At 47.1% G+C, this 14,922-nt stretch carries 15 protein-coding genes; 8 read left to right on the top strand and 7 right to left on the bottom strand.

Annotated features, from left to right (window positions below):
• Positions 1 to 57: 57 nt before the first annotated feature.
• Both AUL54_RS08855 and AUL54_RS08850 read right to left on the bottom strand, forming a co-directional pair.
• Positions 58 to 741 (bottom strand): ABC transporter ATP-binding protein, encoded by a 684-nt coding sequence (locus AUL54_RS08855; protein WP_060963611.1) that lies wholly within the window; start codon positions 739 to 741, stop codon positions 58 to 60.
• Between the two features lie 14 nt (positions 742 to 755).
• A complete protein-coding gene (locus tag AUL54_RS08850) occupies positions 756 to 2,198 on the bottom strand; it encodes an ABC transporter permease (RefSeq protein ID WP_060963610.1) in 1,443 nt (480 codons plus the stop codon).
• Positions 2,199 to 2,410: 212 nt separating this feature from the next.
• Here AUL54_RS08850 and AUL54_RS08845 point away from each other — a divergent pair, with 212 nt between their 5' ends.
• The 4 genes from AUL54_RS08845 (at position 2,411) to AUL54_RS08830 (ending at position 5,919) form a co-directional block, all read left to right on the top strand.
• Complete coding sequence (locus tag AUL54_RS08845; protein ID WP_060963609.1) at positions 2,411 to 3,094, top strand: response regulator transcription factor; 684 nt, start codon at positions 2,411 to 2,413, stop codon at positions 3,092 to 3,094.
• On the top strand, positions 3,081 to 4,514 hold the full coding sequence (locus AUL54_RS08840; RefSeq protein ID WP_162492439.1) for a two-component system sensor histidine kinase YclK: 1,434 nt from the start codon (positions 3,081 to 3,083) through the stop codon (positions 4,512 to 4,514). Before AUL54_RS08845 ends, AUL54_RS08840 begins: the two co-directional genes overlap by 14 nt.
• A 153-nt stretch (positions 4,515 to 4,667) precedes the next feature.
• Positions 4,668 to 5,816, top strand: coding sequence for a response regulator aspartate phosphatase (locus tag AUL54_RS08835; RefSeq protein ID WP_045926250.1), 1,149 nt, complete (start codon positions 4,668 to 4,670; stop codon positions 5,814 to 5,816).
• Positions 5,800 to 5,919, top strand: coding sequence for a phosphatase RapC inhibitor PhrC (locus AUL54_RS08830; protein WP_016937261.1), 120 nt, complete (start codon positions 5,800 to 5,802; stop codon positions 5,917 to 5,919). The genes AUL54_RS08835 and AUL54_RS08830 overlap by 17 nt, the downstream gene beginning before the upstream one ends.
• A gap of 142 nt (positions 5,920 to 6,061) precedes the next feature.
• Here AUL54_RS08830 and AUL54_RS20670 read toward each other — a convergent pair whose 3' ends face one another.
• Together AUL54_RS20670 and AUL54_RS08825 are read right to left on the bottom strand one after the other, a co-directional pair.
• Positions 6,062 to 6,160 carry a YjcZ family sporulation protein gene (locus tag AUL54_RS20670; protein ID WP_016937260.1) on the bottom strand — a complete coding sequence of 33 codons (99 nt, stop codon included), beginning with the start codon at positions 6,158 to 6,160 and terminating at the stop codon, positions 6,062 to 6,064.
• 95 nt (positions 6,161 to 6,255) lie between these two features.
• The gene (locus tag AUL54_RS08825; protein WP_060963607.1) at positions 6,256 to 7,620 is read right to left on the bottom strand and encodes an aspartate kinase; all 1,365 of its coding nucleotides are present in this window, start codon (positions 7,618 to 7,620) and stop codon (positions 6,256 to 6,258) included.
• A 415-nt stretch (positions 7,621 to 8,035) separates the two neighbouring features.
• Between AUL54_RS08825 and AUL54_RS08820 the strand changes: the two genes are divergently transcribed.
• Genes AUL54_RS08820 through AUL54_RS08805 form a run of 4 tightly spaced genes read left to right on the top strand, consistent with a single transcriptional unit; the run spans position 8,036 to position 11,644 of the window.
• On the top strand, positions 8,036 to 8,989 hold the full coding sequence (locus AUL54_RS08820; protein ID WP_060963606.1) for an ABC transporter permease: 954 nt from the start codon (positions 8,036 to 8,038) through the stop codon (positions 8,987 to 8,989).
• Positions 8,979 to 9,926, top strand: a complete 948-nt coding sequence (locus AUL54_RS08815; RefSeq protein WP_045926247.1) for an iron chelate uptake ABC transporter family permease subunit — start codon at positions 8,979 to 8,981, stop codon at positions 9,924 to 9,926. Before AUL54_RS08820 ends, AUL54_RS08815 begins: the two co-directional genes overlap by 11 nt.
• Positions 9,920 to 10,678, top strand: a complete 759-nt coding sequence (locus AUL54_RS08810; protein ID WP_047476235.1) for an iron ABC transporter ATP-binding protein — start codon at positions 9,920 to 9,922, stop codon at positions 10,676 to 10,678. The genes AUL54_RS08815 and AUL54_RS08810 overlap by 7 nt, the downstream gene beginning before the upstream one ends.
• A gap of 21 nt (positions 10,679 to 10,699) precedes the next feature.
• On the top strand, positions 10,700 to 11,644 hold the full coding sequence (locus AUL54_RS08805; RefSeq protein WP_060963605.1) for a siderophore ABC transporter substrate-binding protein: 945 nt from the start codon (positions 10,700 to 10,702) through the stop codon (positions 11,642 to 11,644).
• A gap of 41 nt (positions 11,645 to 11,685) precedes the next feature.
• Here the strand turns inward: AUL54_RS08805 and AUL54_RS08800 are convergent, their stop codons facing one another.
• The 3 genes from AUL54_RS08800 to nfsA form a co-directional block, all read right to left on the bottom strand.
• Positions 11,686 to 13,110, bottom strand: a complete 1,425-nt coding sequence (locus AUL54_RS08800) for an MDR family MFS transporter (protein WP_060963604.1) — start codon at positions 13,108 to 13,110, stop codon at positions 11,686 to 11,688.
• Positions 13,111 to 13,127: 17 nt separating this feature from the next.
• On the bottom strand, positions 13,128 to 14,003 hold the full coding sequence (locus AUL54_RS08795) for a TetR/AcrR family transcriptional regulator (protein ID WP_060963603.1): 876 nt from the start codon (positions 14,001 to 14,003) through the stop codon (positions 13,128 to 13,130).
• Between the two features lie 161 nt (positions 14,004 to 14,164).
• Entirely contained in the window at positions 14,165 to 14,911 is a 747-nt protein-coding gene (nfsA, locus tag AUL54_RS08790) for an oxygen-insensitive NADPH nitroreductase (protein WP_060963602.1), read from the bottom strand.
• Between the last annotated feature and the right edge of the window lie 11 nt (positions 14,912 to 14,922).

Here is a 14,922-nt window from a genome sequence, read left to right as displayed (position 1 = left end):
TCTATTGAATAGGGGGATATAGGGTGCGCCCCTGTCTGCGCTGGCAGGGGCGCGGTATCAGGAAACGGCCGTGCCATTTGCTTTTACCGTAAAACATCCTCTTGATAAGCGGATGTTGATATCCGAAACTTTGGCGATTTGTTCGTCGTGCGTGACCATGATGACGCATTTGCCGCCTTTATGCGCCAGGTCCTGAAAGAGCCGGACGATTTCCTTTGACGTATCCTCGTCGAGATTTCCCGTCGGCTCGTCCGCGCAAATCAAATCCGTGTCACAGCAGAAAGCCCGCGCAATCGAAACCCGCTGCTGCTGCCCTCCGCTTAATGTCAGCACCCGCTGTCGGGCCTGCTGTTCCGTGATGCCGACCCTTTCCAGCATGCTGAGCGCGAACGCATCTTTGTTTTTCTCCTTAGAACCGGTAATCTCCATCGCCGTTGTGACGTTCTGGAGCGCCGTCATATACGGGATCAGATTATAAGATTGAAAGACGATAGAAACATATTGATTTCTGAATTTGGTTAATCCGATTTTGGAGATGTCTTCTCCGTTATAAAGGATGCTTCCCTCTTTAGGTGTATCAAGGCCGCCCGCCAGTGACAGAAACGTGGTTTTTCCCGTTCCGGAGGCGCCGGCAATTGTATAAAACTTCTCTTTTTCAAAGCTGATCGTTATATTCTGAAACAGCGGCTGTGTTTTGTCTTTGTACCAATAGCCGGCCTGCTGAAAGGTTAATAAGCTCATTACGCTGCCTCCTCTTATTCCTGCTTGGTCAGAATGGTTTTAGGATGAAGCCGCATGACTGATACAGACGGCAGTAGTGTGGCGATGACGGCAATCGCGATGCCGATTCCGCCAAGAATCAGAAGATCATTCAGCGAGACGTTTACCTGCATCGTACTGATGACGTCCGCGCTGGATGAATGCTGGCCGAACATGCCGCCTCTGTGCGACATTTCTCCGCCGCCCCAGCCGCCTGCTGATTGCTGCTGTGAATCATCGGCTGAGCTGATCTGCTGGGAAAGAAGCTGGTTTCCGAGCTGATTCGCCACAAGGCTGCCTGCTGCGGATGCGATGCCGATGGCAATGACAGCGACAGCCAGAATTTCCGTTAAAAATTGTCCGATGAGCTTCCAGCGCTTTTCACCGATCGCCATTAAGACACCCATTTCATATTTGCGTTCCCTGATCGACATCATCACGATTAATCCGAGAATGACCGCGCCCGCGATGGATACCAGATACACCACGCTTTTAGAAAACGATGCGACATTTTCAATCGGGCCGACCATTTGCTGATACACCTGATCGTTCGCCGTCAGCGTGTAGGTGTTATAATCTATGGATGTTTTTTTCGCAGCCGCAACGAATGAGTCAATATATTTGGCATCATCCATGTAATAAACGGCTGAACTGATGTTGTTTTTGTTATCAGATCCTTTTAACGCCGCCGCGGCGGTGTAAGGTGTATAGATTTTATTGTCAGGATTTAAGAATGAAAAATGCTGTGCCTGATCGTCTCCTGATGATGTTGTTTTATAGATTCCCACAATTTGAAGCTTCGTTTTCACCGAATCATCCGCTGCTGAGGAAACCGTAATGGAGCTGCCGACCTTCAGCTTGTTTTGATCTGCCAGCGTTTCATTGATCACGGCGACTTTTGCGTCCGCATCTGTTTTTGTGATATTGCGTCCGTCAGTAATTTTTGAGCCGCCGCTCGTGAAATCGTCAAGCAATGCCGCAGAGAGCACGCCCTCGATCGAAATGTCCGCTGAAATCATCTGTCTTCCGCCGCCGCCTTGAAAACGGCTGCCGCCGGAATTATTATTGGCTGACTCGTCTGAGCTTTCAATCGCCTCAAAGCTTTCTGCATTTGCTGACGCTGTCGTGAGAAAGTTGTAATTTTTAACGTGCTGTAAGGATGTAAGCTTCTTTGCATCCGAGACGGAAATAGGCGTTGACTCAAACGACCTCTTTTCACCGTCTTTTTGCTGCTGCGCCATTTGCTTTTGGCGGTCAGCCTGGAGTGTGACGCTTCCGCCGAGCTGCTGCCTTGCCAGTTCGCTTGATTTCTTTGCCGCAGTTTGAATCGTAAGACCGGACAGGACAAAAATGCAAATCACTGAAAACACAACCAGCTGCAAAAATGTTTTCCCCTTTTTTGCCTTCATGCTCCAAAAGGCTCTTTTTATAAAGTTCATGTCGGTTCCTCCGTGTGGGTGTCAGATCTTGTAAAACCGGCCTTCTTTAGCACCGGTCATCCGATATGTATATAGTAGGAGAAATGTATGAAAAAAATATGAACAAACTATTTCCGGGTGATGAAATAAAAACTAACAATTGTGAAACGCGAAAATATCCGGGTAAAATGGTGCTATTATAAGTAAAAGCGTCAAGATAAGCGGAGGAACCAATGAAGATATTAATGATAGAAGACAATATAAGCGTATGCACCATGACGGAAATGTTCTTTTTTAAAGAAGGATTTGAAGCCGAATTTGTCCATGACGGAGTGGAAGGCTATCAGCGGTTCACAGAAGAGGAGTGGGATTTGGTCATTCTGGACATTATGCTTCCGTCCATGGATGGAGTGACGATCTGCCGGAAAATAAGAGAGACGAGCAGTGTGCCGATTATTATGCTGACCGCAAAGGACACGGAGTCTGATCAGGTGATCGGGTTTGAAATGGGGGCCGACGACTATGTCACCAAGCCGTTCAGCCCGCTGACGCTTGTAGCGCGGATTAAAGCGGTGATCAGAAGATACCGGGCGACGGGGCAGGCCGTAAAAAGCGATGACTTGATCGAAACGGCGTGTTTCTCAATCAATAAGAAGACGCGGGAAGTGTTTCTGCACGGAAAGGCTGTCGAGAATCTGACACCGAAGGAATTTGATCTGCTCTTTTATCTCGCACAGAACCCGCGTCAGGTTTTTTCAAGAGAGCAGCTGCTTGAGCAGGTGTGGGGCTATCAATTTTACGGCGATGAACGTACGGTTGATGTTCATATTAAACGGCTGCGCAAAAAACTGTCCAGTGACGAAAAAACGTTTTTATACACGGTGTGGGGGGTAGGGTACAAATTTGATGAGGATTAAATACTTATATCAGCTGCTGCTGAGCCATGTCAGCATTTTGATTTTGGCCTTTTTCATCATCATTTCCCTGTTTTCACATTTTGTGAAAGATTTTGCGTATCAAAACAAAGTGGATGAGCTGTCATCCTATGCCCAACAGATCACAAGTGAGCTGAACGGGCGCGAACTTGATCTGCGCCGCTTGTATCCGTATCAGGACATGTTAAAAACGCGCGAGACAAGGTTTATTATTTTTGATGAACATCAGCGGCCTTACTTTTTTCCTGATGATATGCCGCCGCGCGAGAAGCTGAAAAGTAAAGAGTGGCGCATGCTGAAGCAAGGGAAAACCGTTCAGATCAGAGCGGAGATGAATCGTTTTAATACGGAAGGCTTAGAAGTATCGCTCGTCGCAAAACCGCTTTTTATCAACAATCAATTTAAAGGCGCGGTGCTGCTCGTGTCTCCTGTCAGAGGGGTCGAGCAGATGATCAGCCAGGTCAACCGCTATATGATTTACGCGATTATCAGCACCCTTATCATCACGATTCTGTTAAGCTGGCTTTTATCTAAGTTTCACGTCAAGCGGATTCAGACATTGCGGGATGCGACGGGAAAAGTGGCTTGCGGTGATTACGATATTTCGCTCAAGAACAGCGGCGGCGATGAAATCGGCATGCTGGCGTCCGATTTCAATACGATGGCTAAAAATCTGAAGCAATCGAGAGAGCAGATTGACCGCCTTGAAAAGCGGAGGCGCCAATTTATCGCCGATGTTTCCCATGAGCTGAGAACGCCTTTGACGACCATTAACGGGCTGGTGGAGGGCCTTAACAGCAACACCATCCCGGAAAAAGATAAAGAGAAATGCTTCTCGCTGATCAGTGAAGAAACGAAGCGGATGCTCAGGCTCGTGAAAGAAAACCTGGATTATGAAAAAATCAGATCCCAGCAAATCAAGCTGGACAAGCTGAGCCTGCCGCTCATCGAGGTGTTTGAAATTATTAAAGAGCATCTCAATCAGCAGGCCGAGGAAAAACAAAATCGGCTCCGGATTGAAGCGGAGGACGGCGTCAAAGTGTTCGCCGATTATGACAGGCTGATCCAGATTCTCGTCAACATTACGAAAAACAGCATTCAATTTACGCAAAACGGAGACATTACGCTGCGCGGGTATGAAGGCTATAAGGAAACGGTTATTGAAATCGAAGACACCGGAATCGGTATTTCTAAAGAAGAAATCGAGCACATATGGGAGCGTTTTTATAAGGCAGATGTGTCCCGAACGAATACGGCATACGGCGAATACGGACTCGGCCTGTCCATCGTCAGGCAGCTCGTCGAAATGCACAAAGGCACGATAGACATTGACAGCGAAAAGGGAAAAGGCACAACCTTTACAATCCGCCTTCCGCTGAATACGAAACATGAATCATTTTAAAACCGGCAGTCCTGTTCGGCTGCCGGCTGTTTCATCTTCACTGCGAAAAATTGCGCTCTGCCGAAACAAAGTTTGCGTGTTTTTCGGGATGGAAAGACACGGAAACGTGATAAAATAACTGGTAAACAGGTCTTGGATGGGGAGGGTGAAGGAATGAAGAGCGGGTTAATTCCTTCTTCAGCAGTCGGGCAGAAGATTAACGAGTGGTATCGATACATAAGAACATTCAGCGTGCCGGATGCGGAGATCTTGAAGGCCGAGATCAAACAAGAGCTTGACCATATGGAGCCTGATTCGAACTTGGTGCTTTATTATTCCCTCATGGAATTTCGCCATCAGCTGATGCTGGACTACTTGGAGCCGCTGGAAAAACTGAAGATAGAAGACCAGCCGACCCTGTCGGAAATTCTTGATAACATTGATAACAGCCAGGCCGGGCTCAAAGGGCTTCTCGATTATTACGTCAACTTTTTCAAAGGCATGTTTGAATTTGATAAAAGAGAATTTATATCAGCGATTACGTATTATAAACAGGCTGAGAAAAAATTGGCCTTCGTATCGGACCACGTGGAGCGGGCAGAGTTTTATTTTAAGGTGGCCGAAGCTTATTATCATATGAAACAAACGTATTTTTCTTTGATACATATAAAGAATGCTTATGAAATTTACGTAGAGCAGGACACATACAACGTCCGGATCATTCAATGCCATTTTGTGTTCGGCGTCAATTTAATGGATGAAAGACGTTTTGAACAGGCGGCCAAACATTTTCAGCACGCTCTGCAAATGGCTGAAAAAGAACAAAAAGCGCAGCTTGTCGGGAGGGCGCTGTATAACCTCGGACTGTGCTACTACAATCAGGACCGCACCGACGAAGCGATTCCTTACTTTGAACGGGCGGTTGATACATTTGAATCACAAAGAATCGTCAATTCTCTTCCTCAAGCATATTTTCTAATCACACTCATTTACTTTAAACTCGGAAAAAAAGATAAAGCGTCGGAATATCACAGGCGGGGATATGAATATGCTAAAGAAACAGACGATCCCGTTTACACGGTAAAATTCGAATGGCTGCAGGCTCTGTATCAGGCGAAACCGGATGAGGAAAAAATCAGCGCATGTTTCCGTTACCTGGAGAATAAAAATTTGTACGCCGATATAGAGGATTTAGCACTAGAAGCAGCTAAATATTACTATGAACAAAATTGCTTTAAAATTTCTTCTGACTATTTTCTGAAAGTCGAAGAGGCAAGAAAACAAATACAAAGGAGTGAGGGTTTGTATGAAATTGAAATCTAAATGGTTTGTTATTTGTTTAGCAGCCGCCGCGATTTTTACAGTTGCAGGTGCAGGCCAGACAGATCAGGCTGACTTCCATGTAACTGAAAGAGGAATGACGTGAGAAGAAAATAACCTGAACAAAGGAAAAGACTGCCTGAGAATGTTCTCGGCAGTTTTTTTTGCGTGCATGGAAGCGGCTCAAAGAAAAAAAGAAAACGCCGCAGGTCAAAACCCGCAGCGTCCTCATATAGACGGAGTGATGCTTAGAAACCGCCAACAAAGGCAGTACCTACAATGACTAACAGGATAAATAAAACAACGATCAAAGCGAAAGAGCTAATTCCTTCTCCAGAGTATCCCATTATGCTTCACCTCCATATTGTCTATACCATACAATATGTTTCAGAAGCTGTTTTGTAAGGGATAGTAGTGGACAAGAGAAAAAAGAGGCTGTGCCCTATGAGAGTAGGACCCCGGCGAAAAATTCGTCATACAGCGCCCGCACCGCGTGTTTTTCCTGTTCTTCTTTCACCCCGAACATCATGCTGACTTCCGATGATCCCTGATTGATCATCTCGATGTTGACGCCGGCTCCCGACAGCGCTTTGGATGCCCTGGCGGTTGTGCCGACATTATGGCGCATCGCTTCGCCAACTACCATAATCAGCGCCAGATTGTGCCTGACGGTGACTTCATCTGCTTGAAGTTCCTGCTTCAGACGGGTGACGAGCTTCTCTTCCAGCTCTAAGTCCATCTGATTGTGCCGAAGGATGATTGTGATATCGTCAATCCCAGATGGAACGTGCTCATACGTCAATCCTTCTTCCTCCAAAATGTGAAGGGCTTTGCGGCCGAAGCCGATTTCCCGGTTCATTAAATATTTGCTTATGTAGATGCTGCAAAAGCCCGTGTCGCTTGCGATGCCGATGACAGGCCCGTTCGTATTGTCACGGCTGCTGACGACGCGCGTTCCTTTCGCATCAGGGTTATTCGTGTTTTTAATCTGAACGGGGATGCCGGCCCGAAAAGCGGGAATCAGCGCTTCATCATGAAAAACGGAAAACCCGGCATAGGAGAGCTCACGCATTTCCCGATACGTCAGTTCGTTAATTTCTTTCGGGTGCTGCACGATCGACGGGTTGACGGAATAGACGGCGTCCACATCGGTAAAGTTTTCGTACAGATCGGCCTTTAAGCCGTTGGCGAGAATGGAGCCGGTAATATCTGAACCGCTTCGGGAAAACGTCACAATCTCATTCTCCTTCGTATAGCCGAAAAAACCAGGAAAAATGATCAAGCCTTCACGGTTTCTCAGACGGTACAAATGATCATAAGACTCAGGGAGCACCTGCGCGCTGCCGGGTTCATTCGTTACAAACAGCCCCGCTTCTTTCGGGCTTACGTATTCGGCTTTCACGCCCTGCCTGCGGAAGTAGGCCGCGATCAGCTTCGCGTTATTGTCTTCGCCGCTCGCTTTCACCGCATCCATATACTGATCGGGATTGGCTTTGCTGCTGTTTAAGAGAGCGAATAAGTCACGGCGGATTCTTTCTATAATAGAGGGATCGAGATCCAGCTCGTGTGCGATGGCGGCGTACCGCTCAATGACCGCTTCGGCAAGCTCGGGAGCCGCTCCTTTTTGCAAATAATGCTCCGCACACCGGATTAACAGATCCGTCACCTTTGTATCGTCCGAGAAGCGTTTTCCCGGCGCCGATACGACGACGGCTTTCCGCGCGGGATCGGCCGTCACGATTTGAAACACTTTCTCAAGCTGGGCTCCTGACGCAAGGGAGCTGCCTCCGAATTTTACAACTTTCATGATTTACATCCCCTAATATTTAAATTTTCTCACAAATTTAATTTTTATTATCTCTCTTTCAAAGAGGTAAATCAAGGGTTTTTTCTACGTGGAAAGCACATTTGTATTCACAGAGAGGAATTTCATCGCTGTTTGTCAGATTTGCTTCCTTAAAGTGTGTCATCCTGTGCAAAAAATGATAAGCAGCCAAATGAAGGTTATAGTAAATCCTGCAAATTCTTGATAGACTGATTGTAAAAGAATTTAGTGTACGGCCCGCGGATGACCGCTTTTAAAAAGCAAAACCGTATTGACTGCGCTTGGAAAGATGATAAGATTATAATTGTCGTTGATAATGATAATCATTACGAGTGGGGATATATGGGAGTTGTTTGGCAATGAGTCATACCGTTTGTGATGGGTGCGGGGAGGCAGCATGAAGCTACGTTACTTACTTTTGCTACTGGCGGTATTGGCGTGTACTTCTATTTTTATCGGTGTAGAAGACTTGTCGCCGCTGGATATTTTTCATTTAAATAAAGAACAGGCAAGTACATTATTTGACAGCCGGCTGCCGCGTTTGGTGAGCATTATTATTGCCGGCATGAGCCTGAGCATCTGCGGATTAATCATGCAGCAGATCAGCCGGAATAAATTTGTATCGCCGACGACTGCGGGAACGATGGACTGGGCAAGGCTCGGGATTTTGATTTCATTAATGCTTTTTACGTCAGCGAGTCCGCTTGTAAAAATGTCTATCGCTTTTATTTTCGCGTTGGCGGGAAATTTCCTGTTCATGAAAATCCTCGAGAGAATCAAGTTTAATGATGCGATTTTTATTCCTCTCGTCGGTTTAATGCTTGGGAATATCGTCAGTTCAGTCGCCACGTTTATCGCGTATAAATACGATCTGATCCAAAATCTGTCGTCCTGGCTGCAGGGGGATTTCTCATTGGTCGTCAAAGGCCGGTACGAGCTTTTATATCTGAGTATCCCGCTTTTGATCATCGCTTATGTCTATGCGGATAAATTTACGGTGGCGGGAATGGGAGAGAGCTTTTCCGTCAATCTCGGCCTGAAATACAAACGCGTCGTCAATATCGGTCTGATTATCGTGTCGCTTATCGCTTCACTTGTGATTCTGACCGTCGGGATGCTGCCGTTTCTCGGTTTGATCATTCCCAATATCGTGTCGATCTACAAAGGGGACAACCTGAGGAGCAGTCTGCCCCACACAGCTCTCTTGGGCGCTGTTTTTGTGCTGTTTTGCGACATTTTGGGAAGGGTGATCATCTTCCCTTACGAAATTTCCATCGGCCTGATGGTCGGTGTGATCGGCAGCGGCATCTTCCTGTATATGCTGTTAAGGAGAAAAGCATATGAGTCATAATAAAAAAATTACGCTGCTGGCGGCGCTCGCCATGATATGTATCGGATTCTTTTTGTTCTACGGACTGGGCAACTGGGAATACTCCCTGCCGAGACGGTGCTTCAAAGTGCTTGCCATGATGCTCACCGGGGGAGCGATCGCATTTTCAACGGTCATCTTCCAGACGATTACAAATAACCGCATACTGACACCGGGCATCCTAGGCCTCGATTCCCTGTATATGCTCATTCAGACCGTCATCGTATTTCTGTTCGGTTCAATGAATATCGTCATGATGAACAAAAACCTTAATTTCGTCATCTCCGTCGGGCTGATGGTGCTCTTGTCACTCGTTTTGTATCAGCTCATGTTTAAAGGCGAGGGGCGGAACGTGTTTTTCCTTCTGCTTGTCGGCGTCGTGTTCGGCACGCTGTTCAACAGTCTGTCATCCTTTATGCAGATGCTGATTGATCCGAATGAGTTTCAGGTTGTTCAGGACAAAATGTTTGCCAGCTTTAACAATATCAACACCGATCTTTTAGGATTTGCCGGTGCCGTCTTTCTTCTGACAGGCATTTATGTCTGGCGGTTCACGCGGTTTTTTGACGTGCTGTCGCTCGGCAGGGAACACGCCGTCAACCTTGGGATTGATTACGATAAGCTTGTGAAACAGATGCTCATTGTCGTCGCTGTTCTTGTGTCTGTCTCTACGGCTCTTGTCGGGCCGATTATGTTTTTAGGACTGCTTGTCGTCAATCTGGCGAGAGAGTTTTTAAAAACCTTCAGGCACACGTATTTAATCGCGGGGTCTGTTCTGATCAGCATCATCGCGCTTGTCGGAGGCCAGTTCGTCGTGGAAAAAGTGTTTACGTTTTCCACGACGCTGAGCGTCATCATTAATTTTGCCGGCGGGATTTATTTTATCTATCTGCTGTTAAAGGAGAATAAATCATGGTAGAGGTCAAAAATGTAAGCAAACAATACGGCGGGAAAGTTGTCCTTGAGAAAACGTCTCTTTCCATTCAAAAGGGCAGGCTGACCTCGTTTATCGGTCCGAACGGCGCGGGAAAAAGCACGCTGCTGTCTATCATGAGCCGGCTGATTAAGACGGATTCCGGAGAAATCACGGTTGACGGGCAAGAGATCGGTTCCTGCAAAAGCAATGATCTGGCGAAAAAAATCAGCATCCTGAAGCAGACGAACCAAATCAATATCAGGCTGACGATTAAAGACCTGGTCAGCTTCGGCCGATTTCCGTATTCCCAGGGGAAGCTGACGGATGAGGATTGGGTGCACATCAACCAGGCCCTCAGTTATATGAAGCTTGACGACTTAAAGGATAAATATCTCGATCAGCTCAGCGGAGGCCAGTGCCAGAGGGCGTTTATCGCGATGATTATCGCTCAGGATACGGATTATATTTTTCTCGATGAGCCGCTGAACAATTTAGATATGAAGCATTCCGTTGAAATGATGAAGCTGTTGAAGCGGCTTGTGGAGGACTTCGGAAAAACGGTCGTCGTAGTGATTCATGATATCAACTTCGCTTCCGTATACTCAGACCATATCGTTGCTCTGAAAAACGGCCGGATCGTCAAAGAAGGGCCGGCGGAGGAGATTATTGACACTTCCGTGCTTGAAGACATTTATGATATGACCATTCCGATTCAAGAGATTGACAGTCAGCGGATCGGTGTGTATTTTTCTTAAAAACCAGATGAGGTGAGAGACATGAAAAAATTCGCATTGCTATTCATTGCGCTAGTTACGATTTTTGTTGTTTCTGCATGCGGAAACGGGGACAAAACATCCGGCAAATCAAAAGAAATGGTCACGATTAAGGACGACATGAACAAAGAAGGAGTCAAAGTGCCGAAGAACCCGAAAAAAGTCGTCGTATTCAACTTCGGAATGCTGGACACGATGGATGAACTCGGTTTACAGGATCATGTGGCAGGACTTCCGAAACAAAACCTTCCAAAATACTTATCTTCATATAATAGTGATAAATACGCCAATACAGGCGGTTTAAAAGAACCGGATTTTGAAAAAGTCGCAGATATAGATCCGGATTTAATCATTATCGCCCACAGACAATCTGATTCTTATAAAGAGTTCTCAAAAATCGCGCCGACGATTTATCTCGATGATGACTATACAAACTACGTTGACACATTCAAACACAACACCGAAGTGATCGGCAAAATCTTTAACAAAGAAAATGAAGTGAAAGATAAGCTTGCGAAAATTGACAAGTCCATTGCCGATCTGAAGAAAAAGACAAGCAGCACGGATAAAAACGGTCTAGTGGTGATGGCGAACGACGGCAAAATCAGCGCGTTCGGATCTAAATCAAGATACGGCTTCATTCATGATGTGTTCGGCGTTAAACCGGCTGACAAAAACATCGAAGCATCACTGCACGGACAAAGCATTTCCTATGAATATATCGCCAAAACAAACCCTGATTACATGTTTGTCGTTGACCGCGGAACAGCGATCGGCACAAAATCTTCAACGAAACAAGTGGTTGAAAATGATTATGTAAAATCGGTGAAAGCCGTGAAAAACAACCATGTTGTCTACCTTGACTCAGCTACATGGTATTTATCAGGAGGCGGCCTGGAATCCATGGCGCAAATGGTGAAAGAAGTAAAAGACGGAATCGAGAAGTAAAAAAAGAACCCGGTCACATACGTGATCGGGTTCTTCTGGGTTTAACGCGTGACGGCCTGCTGCTGCTCGGGCTGACGCGGTTTTTTCTTCATTATAAAAGATAGAAGGAAGCCGGCCAGCGCGATGCAGGCGGCTACGACAAATGCCGCATTCATGCCGTGCAGGGCGGCGTTTGCCGGAGTTGTCGCATTTGCGTGCGCCGCCTGGCTGCTCATCACGGAAACTAGCAGCGCCGTACCGATAGAACCGCCGATTTGGCGGACGGTATTGTTCATGGCTGTGCCGTGCGGAATTAAGTGGCGCGGCAGGGCGTTGATTCCCGCTGTCGTCACCGGCATCATAATCATGGCTGTTCCCAAAAGCCGCGCGGTATAAACGACGACAATCCAAATGAGAGAAGTCGAGTCCGTCAGATTCATAAACGGCAGGGACGTGAGCAGGATGATAAAGAATCCGGTCATCGCAAGGCCCTTTCCGCCGATTTTGTCAAAAATCCGGCCGATAAACGGAGACATCATCCCCATCACAACCGCGCCCGGCAAAAGCATTAATCCGGTATCAAACGCGGATACGCCCCGGACCTTCTGCGTGTAGAGCGGGAGAATGGTTTCCGTTCCGATCAGCAGCGCGAAAACAAGCGTGCCGAGCAGGGTGGTCAGGCTGAAAATCCCGAAGGAAAACACGCGGAATTCCAGCATCGGTTTTTTGAGCTTCATCTGTCTTGCGATAAAGAAAATCAGCGCGACCGCTCCGACAAGCAGCGAGGCCAGCACTTCAGTACTGGTCCACCCTGATGAACCGGCGCTTGAGAAGCCGTAAAGCAGACCGCCGAATCCGAGGGTCGATAAGATCACGGATAAAATATCAATCTGTGTTTCTCGTAATGTCGTGACATTTTTCATCAGAATAATCGCTAAAAGCAAATCGATGACCGCGATCGGAAAGATGATATAAAACAAAGAGCGCCAAGAGAATGCTTCGACCGCCCATCCGGAAAGCGTCGGGCCGATTGCCGGCGCGAACGAGATCACCAAGCCGACCATACCCATTGCGCGGCCGCGCTTTTCAATCGGGAAAATCGTGAGAAATACCGTCTGCATGAGCGGCAGCATAATTCCGGCGCCGGCCGCTTGGATAATCCGGGCCGTTAACAATACCGGAAAGTTCGGAGCGAATGCGCCGACAATGGTTCCGGCCGTGAAAATACTCATGGCGGAAATCAAGAGGGTGCGGCTCGTAAATTTCTCTATTAAAAACGCGGTAATCGGGATTAAAATCCCGTTCGTCAGCATAAACGATGTTGTCAGCCATTGCGCTTTGTTGGCGTCTATATTGAAGTCATTCATAATGTGCGGCAGCGCCGTAATAAGCAGCGTCTGGTTCAAAATGGCGACGAACGCTCCCGCCAAAAGAATCCCGACAATGACAGAGCGGTTGTACGGTGCAGTTTTAATACTCTTATTCAAGCTGATTCCTTCTTTCTTTATAGTTTGAGCAATGTTTTAACGGCTGCAAGCGGCTGGTGCAGCGGTCCGGCCTGTTCCAAATAACCGATGAGCGCTTTTATGAGAAAATCCCGCGGCTGTTTGTCCGCTGATTCTTTCTCCAGCATGGCCGCCGCGGAAGCGAGACCCGCGGCATCATATTTCTCCTCAGGAAGGGCTGAGACGGCTTCTTTCAGCTCCTTCAGGCTTTCAGCCAGCAATACGGTTTTGTCTTTCGGCTTAAATGAGGAAGCGGAGGCGATATAAAGGTCAATCATCTCCTGCGGCAAAGCGGTTTCGGTTTTCCTGTTTTCGACGATGAGATTGAGATGGCGGATGATAAACTCCGTGAGAGGCTTCAGGTCGAGCGGTTCTTTTTCCAGCTTAATCAGCGTGATGCATTCTCTCAGGAGCCCCTGCAGGACAATCACCAGCTCCCATACATAAGGAATGATGTCTTCGCCGTACGTCTGAATCAGTGAATCGCGATGCCAGCAGATAAAAGTGGAACGGGCCCTGTGAATATGCCGTTTTACCCGGTCATTAATAGAGGAAGGGCTTCCGTACATCAGCATATTAAAAAACTGCTGATTGCGCCTGAAGCCTTCAAGCTCAGCCATCAGTTTTTTGGCAAACCGTTCCTCAGGGGACAGGCTTGTTTCTTCATTTAATAGTGAAGCGGCCGCTACCATCTGTTTCTGGTTAAAATCGAGCAGCTCCAGAAGCAGGTCTTCCTTCGATTCAAACAGCTTATATAAAGATGCTTTGGAGACTTTGCACTCCTCAGCAATCGCCTGCATCGATACCGACGAAAAGCTTCTCCCCGAAAAAAGCTTTCTTGCCGCCAGCAGAATATCCGTTTTCTTATCATTCATAAGCCCAGATTCCTTCTTTCGTCACAATAGAAAACCCATCGGTTCACAGAAAACCAATGAGTATATGATGAAAATATTAACAAAAATTTTTGCGCAGTGTCAACGCTTTTGTTTGAGAAAAAGAAAAAACCTGCCGGAGCGTTTCCGGCAGGCTGATGCGCTTATTTATCCGTTTTAAACCCTTGTTTTTCAAGCATTTCACGAATGTGCGGATAATAAAGCTGCTTATAGTAGGAGGTGATGCCTTGTGACCAGTTTCTTGTTTCCTGTCCGCCTGTGCGGTTTTTCATGTATTCGGACATCTGCTTGTCATAGGCTTCGATATGTGTTCTTAAATCTTCCTCTTGATACGTTTCATGATGCAGAACGGCTGCTTGCGGCAGACGCGGTTTTTTCGCGGAGCGGTCTGCCGGATGGCCGATGACGAGACCGGAAACCGGGAAAACGTATTTCGGGAGTTTCAGCATTTCAATGAGTTCATCCGGCTTGCCGCGCACGGCTCCGATCGGCACAGTGCCGAGTCCCATTGATTCAGCCGCGGCTGTTGCCGTACCGAGCGCAATCCCGACGTCTACGGCGCCGACAAGAACGGACTCTAAACCGTTCGTGATCTCAAGCGGCGTATCATTGTATTCTTCAAGCGCAATTTTGGCGCGGTTAAAATCAGCGCAGAATAAAAGGAAAACCGGCGCTTGGTCAATCCACGGCTGGCCGCCCGCCAATTCGGATATTTTTTTCTTTCGTTCCTTATCTTTCACCGCAATAACGGTAAATTGCTGGCCGTTAATGGAAGTCGGCGCTGCCTGAGCGGCTTGAATGATAAGATCCAGCTGTTCATCTGATACGGGCTCATCTGTGTAGCTGCGGATGGAACGGTGGTCTGTTAATAATTGAAGGACTTCGTTCATGTTATTCATCC

The sequence above is a fragment of the Bacillus sp. SDLI1 genome, assembly GCF_001553895.1.
GTDB classification, from domain to species: Bacteria; Bacillota; Bacilli; order Bacillales; family Bacillaceae; genus Bacillus; species Bacillus siamensis.
Note: the sequence above shows the minus strand (reverse complement) of the source record. Positions and strands in the feature narration are given on the sequence as shown.

Bases quoted from the DNA above. Each gene is read 5' to 3' on its own strand.
- AUL54_RS08835 (WP_045926250.1), top strand. From the start codon at position 4,668: ATGAAGAGCGGGTTAATTCCTTCTTCAGCAGTCGGGCAGAAGATTAAC.
- AUL54_RS08815 (WP_045926247.1), top strand. From the start codon at position 8,979: ATGAGTCATAATAAAAAAATTACGCTGCTGGCGGCGCTCGCCATGATA.
- nfsA (WP_060963602.1), bottom strand. From the start codon at position 14,911: ATGAACGAAGTCCTTCAATTATTAACAGACCACCGTTCCATCCGCAGC.
- AUL54_RS08845 (WP_060963609.1), top strand. From the start codon at position 2,411: ATGAAGATATTAATGATAGAAGACAATATAAGCGTATGCACCATGACG.
- AUL54_RS08825 (WP_060963607.1), bottom strand. From the start codon at position 7,620: ATGAAAGTTGTAAAATTCGGAGGCAGCTCCCTTGCGTCAGGAGCCCAG.
- AUL54_RS08855 (WP_060963611.1), bottom strand. From the start codon at position 741: ATGAGCTTATTAACCTTTCAGCAGGCCGGCTATTGGTACAAAGACAAA.
- AUL54_RS20670 (WP_016937260.1), bottom strand. From the start codon at position 6,160: ATGGGATACTCTGGAGAAGGAATTAGCTCTTTCGCTTTGATCGTTGTT.
- AUL54_RS08820 (WP_060963606.1), top strand. From the start codon at position 8,036: ATGAAGCTACGTTACTTACTTTTGCTACTGGCGGTATTGGCGTGTACT.
- AUL54_RS08830 (WP_016937261.1), top strand. From the start codon at position 5,800: ATGAAATTGAAATCTAAATGGTTTGTTATTTGTTTAGCAGCCGCCGCG.
- AUL54_RS08850 (WP_060963610.1), bottom strand. From the start codon at position 2,198: ATGAACTTTATAAAAAGAGCCTTTTGGAGCATGAAGGCAAAAAAGGGG.
- AUL54_RS08795 (WP_060963603.1), bottom strand. From the start codon at position 14,003: ATGAATGATAAGAAAACGGATATTCTGCTGGCGGCAAGAAAGCTTTTT.
- AUL54_RS08810 (WP_047476235.1), top strand. From the start codon at position 9,920: ATGGTAGAGGTCAAAAATGTAAGCAAACAATACGGCGGGAAAGTTGTC.
- AUL54_RS08805 (WP_060963605.1), top strand. From the start codon at position 10,700: ATGAAAAAATTCGCATTGCTATTCATTGCGCTAGTTACGATTTTTGTT.